This window comes from Massilia sp. 9I, assembly GCF_902506415.1.
Lineage (GTDB): Bacteria > Pseudomonadota > Gammaproteobacteria > Burkholderiales > Burkholderiaceae_D > Telluria.
Window position 1 is genome coordinate 1 of the sequence record NZ_LR733275.1, and the last position, 19,208, is coordinate 19,208.

20 protein-coding genes, 1 tRNA gene, 1 rRNA gene and 1 pseudogene are annotated in these 19,208 nt (G+C 62.8%); 9 read left to right on the forward strand and 14 right to left on the reverse strand.

The annotated features are described in order from the left end of the window. Positions 1–381: 381 nt before the first annotated feature. Genes GV068_RS25435 through GV068_RS00015 form a run of 3 tightly spaced genes read right to left on the reverse strand, consistent with a single transcriptional unit; the run spans position 382 to position 2,720 of the window. Complete coding sequence (locus GV068_RS25435) at positions 382–525, reverse strand: helix-turn-helix domain-containing protein (RefSeq protein ID WP_373888394.1); 144 nt, start codon at positions 523–525, stop codon at positions 382–384. Further along, positions 479–1,306 (reverse strand): AraC family transcriptional regulator, encoded by an 828-nt coding sequence (locus GV068_RS00010; RefSeq protein ID WP_159695410.1) that lies wholly within the window; start codon positions 1,304–1,306, stop codon positions 479–481. The genes GV068_RS25435 and GV068_RS00010 overlap by 47 nt, the downstream gene beginning before the upstream one ends. Continuing rightward, positions 1,290–2,720 carry an aldehyde dehydrogenase family protein gene (locus GV068_RS00015; RefSeq protein WP_159695411.1) on the reverse strand — a complete coding sequence of 477 codons (1,431 nt, stop codon included), beginning with the start codon at positions 2,718–2,720 and terminating at the stop codon, positions 1,290–1,292. Before GV068_RS00015 ends, GV068_RS00010 begins: the two co-directional genes overlap by 17 nt. A gap of 273 nt (positions 2,721–2,993) precedes the next feature. On the opposite strand from GV068_RS00015, the gene GV068_RS25440 reads away from it, so the two are divergent. Then, the gene (locus GV068_RS25440; RefSeq protein WP_373888431.1) at positions 2,994–3,344 is read left to right on the forward strand and encodes a DUF6328 family protein; all 351 of its coding nucleotides are present in this window, start codon (positions 2,994–2,996) and stop codon (positions 3,342–3,344) included. Between the two features lie 396 nt (positions 3,345–3,740). Here GV068_RS25440 and rrf read toward each other — a convergent pair. Next, positions 3,741–3,851, reverse strand: a 5S ribosomal RNA gene (gene rrf, locus GV068_RS00020). Here rrf and GV068_RS00025 point away from each other — a divergent pair. After that, positions 3,837–4,352, forward strand: a pseudogene (locus GV068_RS00025) (methylmalonyl-CoA mutase family protein); the annotation flags it as partial. The gene rrf and the pseudogene GV068_RS00025 overlap by 15 nt on opposite strands. Before the next feature lie 416 nt (positions 4,353–4,768). On the opposite strand, the gene GV068_RS00030 reads toward GV068_RS00025, so the two are convergent. The 6 genes from GV068_RS00030 to cysS form a co-directional block, all read right to left on the reverse strand. Continuing rightward, positions 4,769–4,861, reverse strand: a tRNA-Ser gene (locus GV068_RS00030). Between the two features lie 100 nt (positions 4,862–4,961). Beyond that, positions 4,962–6,209: an aspartate kinase gene (locus GV068_RS00035; RefSeq protein WP_159695412.1), complete on the reverse strand. Its 1,248-nt coding sequence runs from the start codon at positions 6,207–6,209 to the stop codon at positions 4,962–4,964. Between the two features lie 140 nt (positions 6,210–6,349). Further along, positions 6,350–7,705: a tRNA lysidine(34) synthetase TilS gene (tilS, locus tag GV068_RS00040; RefSeq protein ID WP_159704372.1), complete on the reverse strand. Its 1,356-nt coding sequence runs from the start codon at positions 7,703–7,705 to the stop codon at positions 6,350–6,352. A gap of 44 nt (positions 7,706–7,749) precedes the next feature. Beyond that, positions 7,750–8,727 (reverse strand): acetyl-CoA carboxylase carboxyltransferase subunit alpha, encoded by a 978-nt coding sequence (locus GV068_RS00045; RefSeq protein WP_159695413.1) that lies wholly within the window; start codon positions 8,725–8,727, stop codon positions 7,750–7,752. Positions 8,728–8,829: 102 nt separating this feature from the next. Then, the gene (locus tag GV068_RS00050; RefSeq protein ID WP_159695414.1) at positions 8,830–9,492 is read right to left on the reverse strand and encodes a DNA-3-methyladenine glycosylase; all 663 of its coding nucleotides are present in this window, start codon (positions 9,490–9,492) and stop codon (positions 8,830–8,832) included. After that, a complete protein-coding gene (gene cysS, locus GV068_RS00055) occupies positions 9,492–10,880 on the reverse strand; it encodes a cysteine--tRNA ligase (RefSeq protein WP_159695415.1) in 1,389 nt (462 codons plus the stop codon). The genes GV068_RS00050 and cysS overlap by 1 nt, the downstream gene beginning before the upstream one ends. Positions 10,881–11,126: 246 nt before the next feature. Here cysS and GV068_RS00060 point away from each other — a divergent pair, with 246 nt between their 5' ends. From GV068_RS00060 to GV068_RS00070, 3 genes are read left to right on the forward strand one after another with little or no spacing between them, the layout of a single operon-like run. Continuing rightward, entirely contained in the window at positions 11,127–11,786 is a 660-nt protein-coding gene (locus tag GV068_RS00060; RefSeq protein WP_159695416.1) for a peptidylprolyl isomerase, read from the forward strand. A gap of 49 nt (positions 11,787–11,835) precedes the next feature. Further along, positions 11,836–12,327: a peptidylprolyl isomerase gene (locus tag GV068_RS00065; protein ID WP_159695417.1), complete on the forward strand. Its 492-nt coding sequence runs from the start codon at positions 11,836–11,838 to the stop codon at positions 12,325–12,327. Between the two features lie 40 nt (positions 12,328–12,367). Then, a complete protein-coding gene (locus GV068_RS00070; protein ID WP_159695418.1) occupies positions 12,368–13,111 on the forward strand; it encodes a UDP-2,3-diacylglucosamine diphosphatase in 744 nt (247 codons plus the stop codon). Between the two features lie 124 nt (positions 13,112–13,235). On the opposite strand, the gene GV068_RS00075 is transcribed toward GV068_RS00070, so the two are convergent. Next, positions 13,236–13,628, reverse strand: coding sequence for a type II TA system antitoxin MqsA family protein (locus GV068_RS00075; protein ID WP_159695419.1), 393 nt, complete (start codon positions 13,626–13,628; stop codon positions 13,236–13,238). Between the two features lie 190 nt (positions 13,629–13,818). On the opposite strand from GV068_RS00075, the gene GV068_RS00080 reads away from it, so the two are divergent. Genes GV068_RS00080 through GV068_RS00095 form a run of 4 tightly spaced genes read left to right on the forward strand, consistent with a single transcriptional unit; the run spans position 13,819 to position 16,833 of the window. After that, on the forward strand, positions 13,819–14,196 hold the full coding sequence (locus GV068_RS00080; protein ID WP_159695420.1) for a GntR family transcriptional regulator: 378 nt from the start codon (positions 13,819–13,821) through the stop codon (positions 14,194–14,196). Beyond that, entirely contained in the window at positions 14,193–15,050 is an 858-nt protein-coding gene (locus GV068_RS00085; protein ID WP_159695421.1) for an ABC transporter ATP-binding protein, read from the forward strand. Before GV068_RS00080 ends, GV068_RS00085 begins: the two co-directional genes overlap by 4 nt. Then, on the forward strand, positions 15,047–16,012 hold the full coding sequence (locus tag GV068_RS00090; protein WP_159695422.1) for a hypothetical protein: 966 nt from the start codon (positions 15,047–15,049) through the stop codon (positions 16,010–16,012). Before GV068_RS00085 ends, GV068_RS00090 begins: the two co-directional genes overlap by 4 nt. Before the next feature lie 5 nt (positions 16,013–16,017). Beyond that, entirely contained in the window at positions 16,018–16,833 is an 816-nt protein-coding gene (locus tag GV068_RS00095) for a hypothetical protein (protein WP_159695423.1), read from the forward strand. Here the strand turns inward: GV068_RS00095 and GV068_RS00100 are convergent. From GV068_RS00100 to rlmB, 3 genes are all read right to left on the reverse strand, one after another. Beyond that, entirely contained in the window at positions 16,793–17,458 is a 666-nt protein-coding gene (locus GV068_RS00100; RefSeq protein ID WP_159695424.1) for a YceH family protein, read from the reverse strand. The two genes, GV068_RS00095 and GV068_RS00100, sit on opposite strands and share 41 nt — an antisense overlap. 8 nt (positions 17,459–17,466) lie before the next feature. Continuing rightward, complete coding sequence (cysE, locus tag GV068_RS00105) at positions 17,467–18,204, reverse strand: serine O-acetyltransferase (RefSeq protein WP_159695425.1); 738 nt, start codon at positions 18,202–18,204, stop codon at positions 17,467–17,469. Positions 18,205–18,462: 258 nt separating this feature from the next. Continuing rightward, positions 18,463–19,206: a 23S rRNA (guanosine(2251)-2'-O)-methyltransferase RlmB gene (gene rlmB / locus GV068_RS00110; RefSeq protein ID WP_159695426.1), complete on the reverse strand. Its 744-nt coding sequence runs from the start codon at positions 19,204–19,206 to the stop codon at positions 18,463–18,465. Between the last annotated feature and the right edge of the window lie 2 nt (positions 19,207–19,208).

The window sequence follows — 19,208 nt, forward strand, 5'->3', positions numbered from 1 at the left end:
CCGTCATCCCATTGCTGAGACAACGCTTAATACTTTTGTGAACATTTGATAATTTAAGTAATCACTGACCGAAGCCAGTGGCACCTTCATCAAACGCCCACACTTATCGACTGTTGATTGTTAAAGATCGGTATTCTGTACTACCTTGCTGCACCGTACGAAGCGTTGTGTTCGTCAGCAGCAGAGAAGTGAGATTATGCAGTGTTTCGCGTTTCTCGTCAACCCCTCGTTCGCTTCGATTTCAGATTTTCCTGTTGAGCTTGTTCCCGTAACCACTTGATTACGTTAACGTTTTTTACTCACACCGAAGCGGAGGCGAACTATAGCAAATCGCGATGTGTTCGCGCAAGAGTAAATCGCTGGTGTTGTTTCGGCGCCGCCTCAGGCGTCGAGTACGTGACTGCGGAGCTGCTGTGCGTCCTGCAGCGGTGTGGCGCCGAACAGCCTGCGGTATTCCCTGCTGAACTGGGACGGGCTTTCATAGCCAACCTGATAGGCCACCGTCGCCGCTTCCTGCCCCCCCACTCATGAGGCGACGACGCGCCTCGAGCAACCTTACCTGCTTCTGATACTGCAGGGGACTCATGATCGTGGCCGTCTTGAAGCGGCGATGCAAGACGGAAGGACTGAGGTGTACCACCTGGGCTAACTCGGCAATGCGGAGCGGCTCGTCGTAATGCTCACGGATCCAGGAAATCGCCCTGCTGACAGCCTGCTCATGGTGGCCTCCCGCCACGGCGCGGCGTAGAGACATACCGCCCGGTCCAGTAAGGAGGTGGTACATGATTTCCTGCTTAATCAGGCGCCCAAGCACCGGCAAGTCGCCGGGACGCTCGAGCAGGCGCAGGAGACGCAGGAAAACGTCCAACAATGCCTCGCTTGCGCGATGCACGGTCACGATCGATCCGTCGTCGCGCTCCGGCAAGGGTGGCAAGTCCATCTCCAGCATAAAGGCGGCAATCTCCTTGGGGTCGATATCCACCCGCAATCCGTAATATGGCTCGGTTGTCGTCGCCTTTACGATGCGGCCGGCTACGGGCATCGCGACGCCGGTCTGCACATACTGTGCTGGTCCGTAATGCAGCACGCGGTCTCCGACCAGCATTTCCTTGTGTCCCTGGACGATCATGCACATCGAGGGTTGCAGCATGCCCCTCCCCGCCGGCGTCGGTGCGGACCGGCGGATCAGAGTAAGCCAGGGAAGTGCCGTGCCGATATCGTCGGCGGTGTCGGCACGGGTGGAAAAACGCCGGTGCACCTCAAGCAGCAAGGCGAGATGCGCGGGTTGATCAGAGGGCGTGTTCATAACCGAGCAATGCTTTGGGTTCCAGATACTGTTCCAATCCGAATATCCCGAACTCCCGTCCGAGACCAGACTGCTTGAAGCCGCCGAAAGGCGCTGCCGGCTCATCATACAGCCCGTTGATGAAGACGCGTCCGGCCAGGATGCGCGCGGCCACACGGTTCGCACGTGCGAGGTCGCCCGAGAACACGTAGGCGTGCAAGCCGTAGATGGTATCGTTCGCCAGGCGCACTGCTTCCTCCTCGTCCTCATAGGCGATCACCGACAGCACCGGTCCGAAGATCTCCTCGCGTGCAATGCGCATGTCGTTGTGCACGCCGCCGAACACCGTCGGCCGCACGAAGTATCCGTGGTCCAGTCCTTGCGGCCGGCCCAGGCCGCCCGTCAACAAGCGCGCGCCCTCGTCAATGCCGCGCTGGATATATCCTTGCACGCGTTCATATTGCGTACGGGTGACCATCGGTCCGATCACCGTCGCCGGGTCGCGCGGGTCGCCAACCTGAAGAGCGTCGAAGGCGCGGACGATCAATGCATGTGCTTCCTCCAGTCGGGCGCGCGGTACCAACAGGCGCGATCCGGCGAGGCATGCCTGGCCGCTGTTGATGGTCGCCGCCATCGCCGCAAGCGGGACTGCTTTCGCAAAGTCGGCATCATCGAGCAGGATGGTCGGCGACTTGCCGCCCAGTTCCAGGGTAACGCGTTTCATGGTGTCGACCGCGCCGCGCGCGATCGCCTTGCCCACGGCCGTGGAACCGGTGAAGGAGATCTTGGCGATATCCGGATGGCGCACGATCTCGGCGCCGACGGTGTCGCCACGTCCGGTCACGATGTTGAACAATCCCGGCGGCAGCCCGGCGCGATGCAGGACGCGGGTCAGCACCGCGGTCTGGCGGGCGCTCAGCTCGCTGGGTTTAATCACCGCCGTACTGCCGGCGGCAATCGCCATCGACAGCTTGCTGCAGATGAAGCCAATATTGGCATTCCATGGCGTGATCAGGCCAACCACCCCCAGCGGCTCCATCCTCACCCGGGCGCTTGCGATCTGGCGTTCGAAAGCGTAGTCGGCCAGCAGCGTGCGCGCGGCAGCGAAGGACGCGGCAGCGCGCTTTGCCGTGCCGGTCGAGGTGCGCACCGGTCCGCCATATTCCTCGATCATCTGGGTACTCAGCTCGTCTTCGGCGTCCGCTACTACTTCGTGCAGGCGCTGCAGCCAATCCATGCGTTGCGCGCGGGTGCTGCCTTGCAGTGCACGATAAGCCGACGAGGCGGCCGCGATTGCCGCTTGCGCGTCGACCTCATCGGCAAGCACGACACGGGTGGCCGGTGCCTCGGTGACCGGGTCGATCAGGGTCAGCTCATCCTTGCCGTGCGGGGTGACAAATACGCCGTTGATATAGATGCGGTCGATGGTTTGCATGCTTCCTCCTGCGAAAAGTAGTCGAACCATCATAGGAGGTATGCGGTTCCCAGCGGTATCCAGATCCGCGTGAAGGATTGCCTGATCCTGCCATTGTGATTCGGCGACAGCAAGGTGTGACCGGGTCGCGACTCAGCTTGCGATCGGTATCAGATTCCCCTTGGCGTTCAGGACGCGGTGTTCCATAGTGGTTTCAACAGTGCGCGGATTGATGCTCCGGGCCTACGGCGTTCTGTTGAGCGATGGAACAAATGCACAATCAACAAGAACGACATGACATGGAGATGCGCAACATCATCGAAGAAGCGCATCGCCCTCCCGGGAGTTCAAGCCCTGTTCGGTTTTCAGACGATTGCCTTGTTCAACGATCGCTTCGAGGAATTGGCTTACTACGGGAAGGCCTGCCACGCACTAGGGATGATCATGGTGATCATCTCGATTGCCGTGGTCATGACGCCGGCGATCGACTTCCGCAGCTGTCACAGCCACGCGACGGCGCCCATGGCAGGCAAGTGTGGGCGCGGGCGTAGGCACGCTGGCTCCTATCAGGCTTCCGGTCGTCCTACCGCGTCGCGAGCACACAAACTGAGTAGCTCGGCCATGTGTGAATTGTCGAACAGATGAGGTTTTTTGCACCCGGATAATGCGTCAGGTCACAGCGATGATCGTTTGATCGAACTGAGACCTGGGCGCCATGGTCGAAGCACGTCAGCTGCAAGACGCAGCACAAGTTTCTTGAACTGGGCTGCACTCGCCAAACCCAAAGTTCCGGTATCGGGGGGAGCGTATACGGAGGCGAGTGTTGGCCCAGCCGTGCACAGTACCGGCGGCGGCGGTGAACTGGGCAAGGCGGATTCGTGGATCCGCCGCCCGCCGCCCCGCGGTGACGCACAGCTGGGAATCCTGGCGGACTATCCGCCAGGCTGAAGCCTCGGTGAAGAGCCGGGGCTTTTCTTTTTTAGACAGATAAAAAGCAAAAAGCCCGCTCAGTTCAACTGAGCGGGCTTTCGCATATAACTAGCCTGACGATAACCTACTTTCACACTGGTTGCAGCACTATCATCGGCGCAAAGTCGTTTCACGGTCCTGTTCGGGATGGGAAGGGGTGGGACCGACTTGCTCATCAACCGCGAATGGGGCCTGGCCAAGAACGAGAACCCGAACCAGGGGGCCTATATCATCGACGAACTGACCGACCTGGTCGAAGAGCAGGTGATGCAGGAGTTCGAGCGCATCGCCGAGCGCGGTGGCGTGCTGGGCGCGATGGAGACCGGCTACCAGCGCGGCAAGATCCAGGAAGAGTCGATGCTGTACGAGCACCAGAAGCACGACGGCACCCTGCCGATCATTGGCGTGAACACCTTCCGCAACCCGAATGGCGCGGGGGCCCCGGCAACCATCGAGCTGGCCCGTTCCACCGACGACGAGAAGCAGTCGCAGCTGACCCGCCTAAACGCCTTCCATGCACGCAATGCCGATGGAGCGCCAGCCGCCCTGGCCGCGCTGCAGCAGGCCGCGATCGACAACGAGAACGTGTTCGCGAAGCTGATGGACGCGGTGCGCGTCTGCTCGCTGGGCCAGATCACGACCGCGCTGTTCGAGGTTGGCGGGCAGTATCGCCGCAATATGTAGCGATAGCAGCGCCGTCGCCTGATAGAAAGAAGAACGTGGGATTCCTTCCCCTCCTGGCCGTCACTGAGCTTGGCCTGGAGAAGCGCTGTCTCACCTGCGGCGAATTCTGGCCCGCAGATCGCGAGTTCTTCGAGGCGATGGCGAAAACGCGCGACCGGCTTTCCACGCGCTGCCTGGCATGTATCGCGGCGAAGAATTGGCAGTTTGCCCGAACGGATGGGAAAGCCGCCGAACACAAAGGTATATCGGAGCCGGCAAACGGGAGAAGTACCGTCGGTCGAACCTGCACCCTTACCGATGCCTTGTTTTCAGGATTCGAACTGAATTCACGTTCATGAGTTGTGAAAACAAAAAACCCGCTGCCTAAGGGCTAACGGGTTTTTCGATTGTTAAAGAATTTCTTTAACAAAGTTTCCTGGCGGAGACGGTGGGATTCGAACCCACGATACGGGTATAAGCCGTATGCTTCCTTAGCAGGGAAGTGCCTTCGGCCACTCGGCCACGTCTCCAATCAGAGCTGACTAACTTGTCAGTCAGCGCTGAGTGCAGGCATCTTAAGGGCTGGTGTTCGTTGCGTCAAGGACGCACGCCCAAAAATTTTGAAAATTGTTAAGCTTGCTCTAGGTTAAAAGCTTTGTGCAGAGCACGCACCGCCAGCTCCATGTATTTCTCGTCGATCAGGACGGAAATCTTGATCTCGGAGGTCGAGATCATCATGATGTTGATGCCCTCTTCCGACAGCGTACGGAACATCTGCGAGGCCACACCGACGTGGCTACGCATGCCCACGCCCACCGCCGACACCTTCGACACCTTCGCGTCGCCGATCACCTTGGTCGCGCCCAGCGACTCGCGCTGGCTTTCCAGCACGCTCATCGCCTTGACGTAATCATTGCGCGGCACGGTGAAGGTGAAGTCGGTCTTGCCGTCCACCGACTGGTTCTGAATGATCATGTCCACTTCAACATTGGCGTCCGCGATAGGGCCAAGGATATGGTAGGCGACGCCCGGCTTGTCCGGCACGCCCAGGACGGTGATCTTGGCTTCATCGCGATGAAAGGCGATACCGGAGATGACGGCTTGTTCCATGTTGCTTTCTTCCTCAAACGAAATCAGGGTGCCGGAGTTCGCTTCTTCTTCCAGCGGCATCAGGGGATCGGTCAGCGACGACAGCACGCGCGTCGGGACCTGGTAGTTACCTGCGAATTCGACCGAACGCGTCTGCAGGACTTTCGAGCCCAGCGACGCCAGTTCCAGCATCTCTTCGAAGGTGATCTTGCTCAGGCGGCGCGCCTCGTCCACCACGCGCGGGTCGGTCGTGTACACGCCGTCCACGTCAGTGTAGATCAGGCACTCGTCGGCCTTCAATGCCGCCGCGATCGCCACCGCCGAGGTATCGGAACCGCCGCGGCCCAGCGTCGAGATATTGCCATCTTCGTCCATGCCCTGGAAACCCGTGATGATGACGATCTTGCCCTGGCTCAGGTCGTTGCGCACGCGGGTGTCGTCGATCGACTGGATGCGCGCCTTGGTGAACGAGGAGTCGGTGCGGATGCCGGCCTGCCAGCCGGTGTACGAGACCGCATCCTTGCCGATCGCCAGCAGGGCCATCGCCAGCAGGCCGACCGAGACCTGCTCGCCGGTCGAGGCAATCATGTCCAGTTCGCGCGGGTCCGGCTGCGGCATGATTTCCTTGGCCAGCGCGATCAGGCGGTTGGTTTCACCGGACATCGCGGACGGCACCACCACGATCTGGTGGCCGGCATCATGCCACTTGGCCACACGGGCCGCGACATTCTTGATACGGTCCGTCGAGCCCATCGACGTCCCGCCATATTTGTGGACAATTAAAGCCATATCAGGAGGGTTCCAGCTTGTTGAAAGATCAAAAGGGGACCCTTACGATACCATGCTGCAGCGCAGTATCACAAGACTGGCAGGGCAAAAAGCTATACGAAAAGAAAATAAAGTAATACCTTTTTCGTATAGAAACTTTGCTAAGTCGATTGCCAACGCAAGGCGATGCAGGCGCCCTGCCCTGCACGCTGGTAGCGGCAATCCATGCCGATGGCGGCGGCGTACAGCAGGTCGCGGTCGGCCCATACCAGGGGCGCGCGCTCGCGCTCCCAGGCCGGCACGCCCAGCGCCTGGTAGTGCGCCTTCAGGCCCCGGGTCGGACGGTTGGCTGCCGGCTTGAGGCGCTCGCCGCCCTTGCGGAAGTCGATCGTGAGAAGCTGACTCTTCAGCCAGGCCGGATCGAAGCCGTGATCGGCCACCTCGAAGTGCAGCACGCCGCCGTAGGCCGGAAAAGCCAGCGATGCCTCTCCGCGCCAAGAGAAGCTTTCGCCTTCCTTGATCAACACGCCCTCGTCGTCCGGGTCGCGCATGCCGGCCAGGTCCGGCAACTTGGGCGTGATGTGGAGCTTGCCGCGGTGGCGGCGGATGTGGCAGGCCGGGTGCGTGACCTTGAGCTGGGCATCTTCGCGCGCCGAAAACAGCTGCGACACCATCTCGCCCAGCCAGGCGGTCGAGGGCATCGCCAGGCCACGGCTGGCAAACAGATGACGCAGCATGTTGTCGGCGCGATCGCGGCTGAGCTGCTGCAGGCGCACCAGGTCGATGGTGTCGCCGTCGAGACAAGCCGCCAGGTCCTGCGCGGCCACCTCATCGAGGATGCGCTGGGCCGCCTGCACGTGCGCGGCGCCGCGGGCGAGGCGCTGCTGGTAGCCGGGGAAGCTGGCGCCCAGCGCCGGCATCACCCCATGGCGCAGCGCATTGCGGGCGTAGCGCGGATCGCTATTCGATTCGTCCTCGACCCATGCCAGGCCTTGTTCAGCGGCGTAGTCTTCCAGCTGCGCGCGCGCGAGCGGCAACAGCGGACGCGCCATCACCAGTTCCGGATCGCCCAGCAGGCCGGGCGCGCGGTTGGCCGCATCCATGCCGGACAGGCCGGCCGGACCCGAACCGCGCAGCAGTTGCAGCAGCACGGTTTCGGCCTGGTCGTCGAGGTGGTGGGCAGTGAGTAGCAGCGGTACGCCGTGAGCGACGCACATCTCGCCCAGCGCCCGGTAGCGCAGCTTGCGCGCGGCCGCCTCGGTACCGTCTTTACCTTTGAGGACTTCCACACGGCGGTAGTCGAACGCGATGCCGAGCGCTGAACAAGCCTGCTCGCAGTGCGCCTGCCAGGCATCGGCATTTTGACTCAGTCCATGGTGGACGTGGAAAGCATGCAGCGCGATGCCCGCTTCTACCGCCCAGGCGTGCGCAAGCCGCAGCAGCGCCATCGAATCGAGGCCGCCGCTGCAGGCGATCGCAAGGGAGGAAAAAGAATACGTGTCGCGCAGGCCTTGCATGGCCTGCGCAAAGACTGCCGGGACGACCCAGGCACGGGTAGCACTCACTCTTCGGTCGGCAGCGTTTCCTTGAACTTACCGTAGGCCATCAGCTTCGCGTGACGGGCTTCGAGCAGGTCCTTGGTCTTCATGCCCTGGAACTGGCGCAGGGTGTCGGCCAGTGCGCGCTTGAGCAGCTGCGCCATCTGTTTCGGATCGCGGTGCGCGCCGCCCAGCGGCTCGTTGACGATCTTGTCGATCAGGCCGATGGCCTTGAGGCGGTGCGCAGTCAGGCCCAGTGCGTCGGCGGCGTCGCTTGCGCGCTCGGAGGTCTTCCACAGGATCGAGGCGCAGCCTTCCGGCGAGATCACCGAATAGGTCGAGTACTGCAGCATCAGCACCGCGTCGCCGACGGCGATCGCCAGTGCGCCGCCCGAACCGCCTTCACCGATGATGGTGGCGATCAGCGGCACTTTCAGCTCGGCCATGACGTACAGGTTGTGGCCGATCGCTTCCGACTGGCCGCGCTCTTCGGCGTCGATGCCGGGGAATGCGCCCGGGGTGTCCACGAAAGTGAAGATCGGCAGGCCGAATTTTTCCGCCAGCTTCATCAGGCGCATGGCCTTGCGATAGCCTTCCGGACGCGGCATGCCGAAGTTGCGCATTGCGCGCTCCTTGGTGTCGCGGCCCTTCTGGTGGCCGATGACCATGCAAGCCTGGCCGTTGAAGCGGGCCAGGCCGCCGATGATCGACTGGTCGTCGGCGAAGGTGCGGTCGCCGTGCAGTTCGTGGAAGTCGGTGAAGATCGCGTTCACGTAGTCCATGGTGTATGGACGCTGCGGATGGCGTGCGATCTGCGACACCTGCCACGGGGTCAGCTTGGCGTAGATGTCCTTGGTGAGCTGCTGGCTTTTCTTGGCCAGGCGGTCGATCTCTTCGGAAATGTCGACGGCGGAGTCGTCCTGCACGAAGCGCAGCTCTTCAATCTTGGAATCCAGCTCGGCGATCGGCTGCTCAAAATTGAGGAAAGTTGTTTTAGTCATTGTACCTCCGGATTATTTCTTGGCCGCAACGCTTATGACGTCTTACGCGACCGCTCAGGCCCTGTTTGGGCGCTATTCTACCGTACCCATAAGGGATATTGGTCAGGGCAACGGGTCAAGGCTGCGCCACAGATACCAGGTTGCCACCGTGCGCCAGGGCTCCCAGTTGGCCGCCACTTCGCGCGCGTCGCTGCGCGAAACCGGCTCGCCAGAGAAATAATTCTGGCTGATGCCCTGGATCAGACCGGGGTCGTCGAGCGGCAGCACGTTCGGCCGGAGCAGATTAAATATCAAAAACATCTCCGCTGTCCAGCGGCTGATGCCGCGGATCTGGACCAGTTCGGCGATGACGGCCTCGTCGTCCATCTGCGACCACAGGTCGGCGTGGACGCGCTTGGCCTTGAAATGGTCGGCCAGGTCGAGGATGTATTCGGTCTTACGCTTGGACAAACCGCAGCCGGCCAGCTCGACGGCGCCGGCCTTGATCACCTGGCTCGGGGACAGCTTGGGGCAGATTGCCAGCAGCTTGGTCCAGGCCGCGTCGGCCGCCTTCGGCGTGACCTGCTGGCCCACGATCGAGCGCGCCAGCGTGGTGAAAGGGTCGGGATGGCCACGCAGGTGCAGGTCGCCGATCTGCGGGATGAGCTTGGCCATGATGCGATCGCGCCCCATGAGCGCGGCCTTGGCTTCGGCCCAGTAAACCGGTACCGACAGCTCTTCCTGCGGCCCGGCTTCCACGCCCGGCTTGTCCTGTTCGGCGGCCATTATGCGCGGCGCCAGGTCGTCGTTCCGTCCGGCTTGTCTTCCAGGATGATCCCGGCGGCAGTCAGTTCGGCGCGGATGGCATCCGCTTCGGCAAAATTACGGGCTTTCTTGGCGGCGGCGCGGCGCGCAATCGCGTCATCGACGCCGGCGTCGCCACCTTCGCTGGCGCCGCCCTGCAGGTAGGCCTGCGGTGCGCGCTCGAGCAGGCCCAGCAGGCTGGCCAGGGCCTTCAGCTGGCGCGCGGCCTCGAGCGACTTGCTGCGGTTGACTTCGCTGGCGAGGTCGAACAGCTCGGCCACCGCCAGCGGCGTGTTGAAGTCGTCGTCCATCGCTTCGCGGAAGCGCACAGCATGTTCTTCTTCCCAGTTCACGGCCGGCGTCTCGTTGTCGATATCGACCGTCGACAGCGCCGTGTACAAGCGGGTCAGCGCGCCCTTGGCGTCGTCGATGTGGGCGTCCGAATAATTCAGCGGGCTGCGGTAGTGGGCGCGCAGGATGAAGAAGCGGATGACTTCGGCGTCGTACTTCTTGAGTACGTCGCGCACGGTGAAGAAGTTGCCCAGCGACTTGGACATCTTCTCGTTGTCCACGCGCACGAAGCCGTTGTGGATCCAGTAGTTGACCATGTTGCCGCCGAAGGCGCCTTCGGACTGGGCGATCTCGTTCTCGTGGTGCGGGAACTGCAGGTCGGCGCCGCCGCCATGGATGTCGAAATGTTCGCCGAGGGTGGCGCAGGACATCGCCGAGCACTCGATGTGCCAGCCCGGACGGCCCTTGCCCCACTTCGAGTCCCACTTGGCTTCCGCCGGCTCGGCTTCCTTGGCGGCCTTCCACAGCACGAAGTCCAGCGGGTCGCGCTTGCCGCTGTTGACGTCGACGCGCTCGCCGGCGCGCAGGTCGTCGAGCGACTTGCCGGACAGCTTGCCGTAACCTTCGAAGCCGCGCACGGCGTAGTTCACATCGCCGTCCTCGCTCTTGTAGGCCAGGCCCTTGCTTTCCAACTGCTCGATGATCGAGAGCATCTGCGGCACGTATTCGGTGGCGCGCGGCTCGACGGTCGGCGGCAGGATCTTCAGCGCGGAGATGTCTTCGTCCTGGTATTTCAGGTTGCGCGCCACCAGCTGGCCGATGGTCTCGCCGTTTTCCACGGCGCGGCGAATAATCTTGTCGTCGATGTCGGTGACGTTGCGGACGTACTTGACCTCGTAGCCGGACGCCATGAGCCAGCGGTAGATGACGTCGAAGGCCATCATCATCCGCGCGTGTCCGATGTGACAGAAGTCGTACACGGTCATGCCGCACACATACATGCCGACCTTCCCGGCTTCCATCGGAACAAATACCTGCTTATCACGCGCGAGCGTGTTGTAAATCTTGAGTTGGCTCATGGGTGTGGTCTGGTGAGGGAGAGGATCGGGGCAACAACGGCAGCGCTTGGAAGTGAGACAGCACAGCAGGGATTGCGTCGAGATCGTCTGGACCCTCGGGTGTTATTCTTCTTTGATAGAATGGGACGTTCTGCGCAAAGTATAGCATTGTTAAAATCCCGGCTGGCCGCATATGGTTCAGCTTTATTTTTCGGGAAAAGACTTGACACCGTCTTGCGCGGTGTCCACCAGAGGAGACCCACGACAATGACCACTGCCTTCCGCCGCTCTCTGCTCAAGGGAGTCGCCCTGGGCGCCGGCGCCCTGCTGCTGTCCGGCTCTGCGCTGGCGCAAACCGAGGGCCAGGCCCAGGCCGCTGCGCCTGCCGAAGCCCCCGCCGCCCCCACTGTCAAGGGGCCGCAGGTATCGCTCAAGACCAGCATGGGTGAGATCGTCCTGCAGCTGGACGAAGAAAAGGCGCCGAAGACGGTCGCCAACTTCATGCAGTATGTGAAGCAAGGCTTCTACAAGGGCGTGATTTTCCACCGCGTGATCGACGGCTTCATGATCCAGACCGGTGGGATGAACGAGAAATTCGAGGGCCGCAAGACCAACAAGCCGGTCAAGAACGAATCCAACAACGGCCTGTCGAACCAGCCATACACCGTGTCGATGGCGCGCGAAGACCATCCGGATTCGGCAACCTCCCAATTCTTCATCAACGTCGCCGACAATTCGGGCATCGACTATCCGAACTACAAGGGCTCAGGCTATACCGTCTTCGGCAAGGTCGTGAAGGGCCAGGAAGTCGTGGACAAGATCAAGGGCGTGGTGGTGGACGACGTGCGCGGCATGCAGAATGTGCCGGTGGTCCCGATCTTCGTGAAATCCGCTACCGTGCTCAAGGGCGACAAGCTTGTAAAATAGCGGCTGCGTTTGTCGCATCATTAACAATAACCAACTCACAGGACAGCACATGACCAGCGTTCGCATGACCACCAACAAGGGCAACATCACCGTCGAACTGGACGCCGAAAAAGCGCCGAAGACCGTTGCCAACTTTATCGACTACGTCAACAAGGGTCATTTCAGCAATACCATCTTCCACCGCGTGATCAAGGACTTCATGATCCAGGGCGGCGGCTTCGAACCGGGCATGAAGCAGAAAGCCACCGACGTGACCGTCGAGAACGAAGCCAAGAACGGCCTCAAGAACGACAAGTACACCATCGCCATGGCCCGCACCTCGGCGCCGCACTCCGCATCGGCCCAGTTCTTCATCAACACCAAGGACAACGCCTTCCTGAACTACCCGGGCCAGGACGGCTGGGGCTACGCCGTGTTCGGCAAGGTCACCGAAGGCCAGGACATCGTCGACGAGATCAACAACGTGAAGACCACCCGCAGCGGCATGCACTCGGACGTGCCGGTCGATCCGGTCATCATCGAGAAGGTCGAAGTCGTCTGATGTTCGCAGTGCGCCGGGGGCGGCACGTCCCAGCTATCCCATGACCACCCCTGAGCGCACGTTCGCGCTATTCATCTCCGACCTGCACCTGCAGGCGGCGCATCCGCGCACGGCCGAAGCCTTCTTTGGCTTCCTGGCCGAGCGCGCGGTCCACGCCGAGCGGCTTTACCTGCTCGGCGACATCTTCGAATACTGGGCCGGCGACGACGACCTCGCCGAGCCTTTCCACCAGCGCGTCATTGATGCCATCCGCGCCGTGAGCGCTGCGGGCACGCGCGTGTACTGGCTGGCCGGGAACCGCGATTTCCTCGTCGGCAGCGGCTTTGCTGAAGCGGCCGGATTGAGTCTGCTGGAAGAACCGCATGTGATCAGCGCAGGCGGCAAGCGTATCGCGCTGGTGCATGGCGACGCGCAGTGCACGGCGGATCTCAAGTACATGGCCTTCCGCGCCCAGGTGCGCGACCGCGAGTGGCAGCAGCAATTCCTCGGTATGCCACTAACGCAGCGCAAGGCGATCATCGCGGGCTTGCGCGAAGGCAGCCGCGAGGCGCAGGCCGGCAAGCCCTACGAGATCATGGATGTGGCGGCCTCGAGCGTCGAGGCGCTGTTCAACCAGACGGATGCCAGCGTGATCATTCATGGGCATACGCATCGCCCGGCGGTGCATGAGACCGGCGGCAGGCTGCGCTATGTGCTGCCGGACTGGGAGCTGGATGTCGAGCCGCATCGTGGCGGCTGGATCGAGCTCGCAGCAGACGGCACGCTGACCCGCCACGATTTGTAGGGTGGGCGGCTCGTGTTTCGGTCCACTGGACCAAAACACCCCACGCGGTGATCGTTATTGGATGAAATGCCGTTGGCGATGATCTCGCCGCGCGCAGACCGCGTGGGCGGGAAATCCGCCCACCCTACCGCACCTCATCCAGCAACTCGGGGTGCTTGCCCAGTAGCCTCAGCAACTTCACCAGCGCCAGCGGCGCATGCGCCTCCCCCGACTCGAAGCGCGCGAAATCCCCCACGTCATCCCCGAACAATTCATCGGCCTTCTGCTGCGTCAGCCCCAGCTGCTTGCGCATCGCCCGGATCGTCTTGAGCTCTTCCGCATCGATCTGCTTGCGGAAGGCCGCCACCAGCTCGCCGTAATGATCGTGCTCGCCCGCTGCGAACATGACCTCCTTGCACCCGACGCAATGCTCGACCACGACGTCGGGAATCGCCGTGCTCTGCCCCTTGTAGGTGTAGTGCATTTCCCTGATCGCATGCGCCAGCGGGGATTCGCCGCAGTTCGGGCACCTCAGCATCGCTTCCTCCTCTTATCCATGCCCTCATCCTACCAAAGCGGACGATGAAGCCGCGCTCCGGAAAATTTGTTCAATATGTATGTTTACATTTGCCAACCCACTGTTATACTTCACTACAACACCACTTCAACGCAACACCCAGGGGAGACACCGATGAATAATGCAGCGCTAGGACAAGGGAGGACCGGACATGACAGTCGGCTGGAATGACAACGCACCCATTTACCGCCAGCTCAAGGAGCGGGTGGTGGGCATGATGCTCGACGGTATTCTGAAAGCCGGCGACGCCCTACCCTCGGTCCGCCAGATCGCGGCCGAATATCAACTCAATCCGATCACCGTATCGAAGGCTTACCAGGAACTGGTCGACGAGAACTTAGTGGAAAAGCGAAGGGGAATTGGCATGTACGTTACCGAAGGAGCAAGCGAGAAACTGTTGGCCACCGAGCGCGAGCGCTTCATCCGCGAAGAGTGGCCCGCCATGGTCGAACGCATCCGCCGCCTCGGCCTGAACGTGGAAACCCTGCTGCAGGCCTCCGGCAACCACGCCCCGGGAGGTTCGGCATGAGCGCCGTGCTCTCCGCCCGCGGCCTGACCAAGCGTTACGGCAAGCGCACCGCCGTCGACGGCATCGACTTCGAGGTCCCCGCCGGCCGCATCGTCGGCCTGATCGGCCCCAACGGCTCGGGCAAGACCACCACCCTCAAGGCCGCCCTGGGCCTGATCGACTTCGACGGCCAGTTGCAGGTGATGGGCTACGACCCGCGCACCCAGCGCGACGACCTGATGAAGGACGTCTGCTTCATCGCCGACGTCGCGATCCTGCCGCGCTGGCTGCGGGTGAAGGACGCGGTCGACTTCGTGGAAGGCGTGCACCCGCGCTTCAACCGCGCCCGCGCCGAGAAGTACATCGCCAACACCAAGCTCAAGCCGAGCATGAAGGTGAAGGAAATGTCGAAGGGCATGATCGTCCAGCTGCACCTGGCGCTGGTGATGGCCATCGACGCCAAGCTGCTGGTGCTGGATGAGCCGACCCTGGGCCTGGACATCATGTACCGCAAGCAGTTCTACCAGAACCTGCTGGAAGACTACTTCGATGAGCAGAAGACCATCGTCATCACCACCCACCAGGTGGAAGAAGTCGAGCACATCCTGACCGACCTGATGTTCATCCGCGAAGGCAAGATCGTGCTGGCCGCCACCATGGAAGAAGTCGGCGAGCGCTATACCGAAGTGATGGTCCCGGCCGACAAGGTGGGCGCCGCCAACGCCCTTGCCCCGATCGACCAGCGCACCGTGTTCGGCAAGTCGGTGATGCTGTTCGATGGCGTCTCGCGCGCCCAACTCGCCCAGCTCGGCGAGACCCGCAATCCCAGCGTTGCCGACCTGTTCGTGGCAACCATGAAAGGAACCTACGCATGAAAACGATGAAATGGCTGCTCCGGCGCGAGTTCTGGGAGCACAAGGGCGCCTTCTTCTGGTCGCCGCTGGTGGTGGCGCTGGCGATGATCCTGTTTATCGGCGGCGGCTTCATGTACAGCATGGCCTTCGGCGGCCACGAGAACATCCAGTTCAACGGCCACAACGTGGTCTCGATCCAGGGCTTCCCGCCGGCGCTGCGCTACAAGATCGCCCACATCGCCGCCTCGAGCTACCTCGGCATCGCGGCGCCGCTGTTCGGCGTGCTGGCGGTGGTCGTGTTCTTCTACTGCCTGTCGGCGCTACATGACGACCGCCGCGACCGCAGCATCCTGTTCTGGAAGTCGCTGCCGCTGTCGGACCGCGAGACCGTGCTGTCGAAGGTCGTCACCGCCATCGTCGTCGCCCCGCTGCTCACGATCGCCATCGGTACCGCGACCGCGCTGGTGCTGCTGGTGCTGGGCATGATCAGCGCCGCCGGCAAGGGCTTGAACCTGTTCGCGCCGGTGCTGATGGAGCCGAACCTGTATCTGAGCCCGCTTTACCTGGTGGCCTTCCTGCCGCTGTACATCGTCTGGGCCCTGCCGACCGTCGGCTGGCTGCTGATGGTGTCGAGCTGGGCGCGTTCCAAGGTCTTCCTGTGGGCGGTCGGCATCCCGCTGATCATGATCGCGCTGTTCAAGTGGTTCAACATGGTCGTGGGCCACGTCTCGGACCGCATCATCGACGTCGACTGGTTCACCAGCGAAGTGGTGGCGCGCGGCCTGGGCGGTCTGCTGCCGGGGATCTGGCTGTCGGATGCGAACCTGAACACCATCAACGGCCAACAGGGCCTGGACCCGAGCATGCTGCTCAGCCTCTCCTACAGCACGCTGGCGACGCCCGGTCCCTGGGTCGCCGCCATCGTCGGCGCCGGAATGATCTATGCCGCGATCCGCCTGCGCCGCTGGCGCGACGAGGGCTGAGCCGGATGCGCGCCCTCCCTGCCCTGGCGCTCGGCGCGCTGCTTCTTGGCGGCGCGGCCGGCGCCGCCGAGGACAAGCCGGTCCGCGAAATCGATCCGGTGCATGTCAACGCGATGCGCAACCCGGATGTCCGCAAGTACAAGGTGATCCTGGCCGGCATGGATGCCTTCGATCGGTATCACGCGCTGGCCCCTGGGGCCGACCGCCTGCGCTTCCGCCTGTCCACGCGCAAGAAGGACGAGTCGCCGGAGCCGTTGGCGGCGCGCCTGGTCGGCGACGAGGGATTCAAGCTGCCGATCGTCATCGACGCCGGCGGACGCTTCGAGGTGCCGAGGAGCGAGGCGGCCGCGGATGCGAAGAGCGAGCTGGAACTGAACCGCAAGCGCAAGCTCTATCGCACCGATCCCGAGGTGCGCACGCCAGGACTGCCGGAGAACCAGCGGCGCCTGGGCGACCTGCGGCTCGAATGCAAGGTGACGATCGCCATGGCCAAGGAAGAGATTCCGACCTTCTGGGTCATGACCATCAACACCCTCCTGCTGCGCACCGACTGGTGCGGCTTCTTCGGCGACCAGGACGACTTCCGCTGGGAGGGCGTGAGCAGGCAGGCGCACTTCCCGTTCCGCTCCGAGAAGCCGCTGGCGGGCGCGATCCTGGTCGAAGGCAACCGCTCGGCCAAGCTGGAAGCCAAAGGAGATTCATTCCAGGTACCGATCGGGAATGCCACCTGGAGCGACGAGGCGGTGATCGAGCTGACCTATGCCGACCCCGCGCAGCCGCCTACTGGAACTGCTGGCGAAACGCCTCGAACTGCACCTTGAGTTCCTCGAGTTCGCTGCGCAGCGCAGCGACTTCCTGCTCCAGCTGGCCTACACGGCCGCCGCTGCCGCCACCCAGCGTGGCGGCGGTGGCCGGCGGCTCGTAGGCGGCGAGCTCGCCGCCCAGCAGGTGGCCGTAGCGCGGCTCCTTGGTGCCCGGCGCGCGGTCCAGGCGTGCGACCAGCGGCGGGTATTTATCGATCAGGAACTGCAGCACGGTCTCGACCTCGGGCACGCTCTTGAACTCGAACAGGCGCCCGGTGCGGGTGCGGATCTCGCCGGCGGTCTGCAGGCCGCGCAGCATCAGGATCGCCAGCACCGCCACCTTGTCCTGCTCCAGCGTCCACTTGATGCGCATGCGGTGCTCGTACTTCACGACGCGCGCGCCCGCCTGCGAAATGGTACCCACCAGCTTCTTTTCGATCAGGCGCTGCAGGGTGTCCTGCACCACTTCGTCGGTCAGCTGCATGATCGGGTCGCGGCTCGACAGCTGGTTACAGCCGTTGACGACCGCGTTCACCGACATCGGGTAGTTATCGGGCGTGAGCGCTTCTTTCTCGGCCAGCACCGCGAGCACGCGGATTTCCATGGGATCCAAATCAAAGGCGCCCGTCACTTCATTCGTCATGCCATTCCTCAGTCGACCAGTCGGTTCAGTTGTTCCGAGTCGAGTTTATCACCCTCGGGCACCTTCGGACAGCACAGGCCGGCCTCGCGCATGGTGTTGGTGAGGCGCTCGATCTGCTCGTCCTGGCGCGCGACGTGGTCGACCAGCGCGCGCAGCGCCTTGGACAGCGGATCGTCGCCGTTGGGCGTGACGCCGTAGGCCGCGAACAGATGGGCGCTGCGCGACTGGTCTTCCTTGCGGATGATGTGGGCCGGGTTGCCGACCGCGGTGGCGCCGCTCGGGACCGGCTTGATGACGACCGCGTTGGAGCCGATCTTGGCATACTCGCCGACCGTGAACGCGCCCAGCACCTGGGCGCCGGCGCCGACGATGACGCCGCGTTCGAGGGTCGGATGGCGCTTGGTGCCGGCCACCAGGGTGGTGCCGCCCAGGGTGACGCCCTGGTAGATGGTGCAGTCGTCGCCGACCACGGCGGTCTCGCCGATGACCACGCCGAAGCCGTGGTCGATGAACACCCGGCGGCCGATGACGGCGCCGGGGTGGATCTCGATGCCGGTGATGATGCGGGCGACGTAGGAGATGAAGCGGCCGATCCACTTCAGGTTGAGCTTCCAGCAGGCGTGCGCCCAGCCATGCATGATCACCGCATGCAGGCCAGGATAGCAGGTCAGGACTTCCCAGCCGTTGCGGGCGGCGGGGTCGCGCTGGATGATGCTCTGGATATCGTCGCGTAAGTTGGAAAACATAATAAAGATGATCGCAAACCAATGATGATGGTAGCGTATGTTGCGGGGGTTTGCTTGGGTCTTGCGGTGGGATGGAGAAGCTACAGGATGAGCGAGGGAATTGGGCGGAACAATGCCAGTGGCATTGTTCCGGCCTTCGCCGGAACGACGCGCATATGGTGGTGATGTGTATTTGGGCCAGCGACTCATCATGAGTACACCGTTGACCCAAAGACCGTCATCCCCGCGCAGGCGGGGATCCAATTTGACGTAGGCGGATCAGCCCTCGCGCACCACGCGCTGGCGGCGCGCTTCGTACAGGCACACGCCCGACGCGACCGACACGTTCAGGCTCTCGACCGAGCCGAACATCGGAATGCTGACCAGGAGGTCGCAGGTCTCGCGGGTCAGGCGGCGCATGCCCTCGCCTTCCGAGCCCATCACCAGCGCGGCCGGGCCGGAAAAATCGGCTTCGTACAGGCCCTTGTCGGCGTCGTCGGAGGTGCCGATCAGCCAGATGCCGCGGTCCTTCAGGTCGCGCATGGTGCGCGCCAGGTTGGTGACGGTGATGTAGGGGACGCTCTCGGCGGCTCCGCTGGCCACCTTGGCCGCGGTGGCGTTGAGGCCGACCGCACGGTCCTTCGGCACGATCACGGCATGCGCGCCGGCGCCGTCGGCCACGCGCAGGCAGGCGCCCAGGTTGTGCGGGTCGGTGATGCCGTCCAGGATCAGCAGCAGCGGCGGGCCCTCGATCGCGTCCAGCAGCTCGTCCAGGTTGCGCGCCAGCGCGAGCTGGCTGGCGAAGGCGATCACGCCCTGGTGGCGGCGGGTGCCGGTGATCTTGTCGAGACGCGCGGCGTCTACCGGCATGACGCGCACACCGGCCTCTTTCGCGTTGGCGATCAGGGCCTTCATGCGGGCGTCGTTACGCTCGGCGTCGACGAAGATCTCTTCCACCGATTGGGCCTCGTGGCGCAGCCGCGAGGTCACCGCGTGGAAACCGAAAAGCATTTTATTTTTCATGT